This window comes from uncultured Streptomyces sp. (genome assembly GCF_947488945.1).
In the GTDB taxonomy this organism is placed as follows: domain Bacteria; phylum Actinomycetota; class Actinomycetes; order Streptomycetales; family Streptomycetaceae; genus Streptomyces.
The window spans coordinates 1-260 of record NZ_CANLBS010000115.1; the positions used below are offsets into that span (position 1 = coordinate 1).

Below are 260 nucleotides of genomic sequence, written 5' to 3' on the forward strand. Positions count from 1 at the left end.
GAAGCCCGGTAACGGGTGGAGCTGACTGGTACTAATAGGCCGAGGGCTTGTCCTCAGTTGCTCGCGTCCACTGTGTTGTTCCCGGGTTGCGAACAGTCGCACCGGTTGAACAGTTTCACTACTTAATTGAAAAGTGTGCTTGTTCGCTAAGTGCCGATATCTGTGACTTTTGCAGATGGCCCGATAGTGTTTCGGTGGTCATTGCGTTAGGGAAACGCCCGGTTACATTCCGAACCCGGAAGCTAAGCCTTTCCGCGCCG

The 260-nt window shown here is 53.8% G+C and carries 1 rRNA gene; it reads left to right on the forward strand.

Annotated elements, in window-relative coordinates:
* Positions 1-190 precede the first annotated feature (190 nt).
* Positions 191-260, forward strand: a 5S ribosomal RNA gene (rrf, locus tag Q0994_RS34040); the annotation flags it as partial.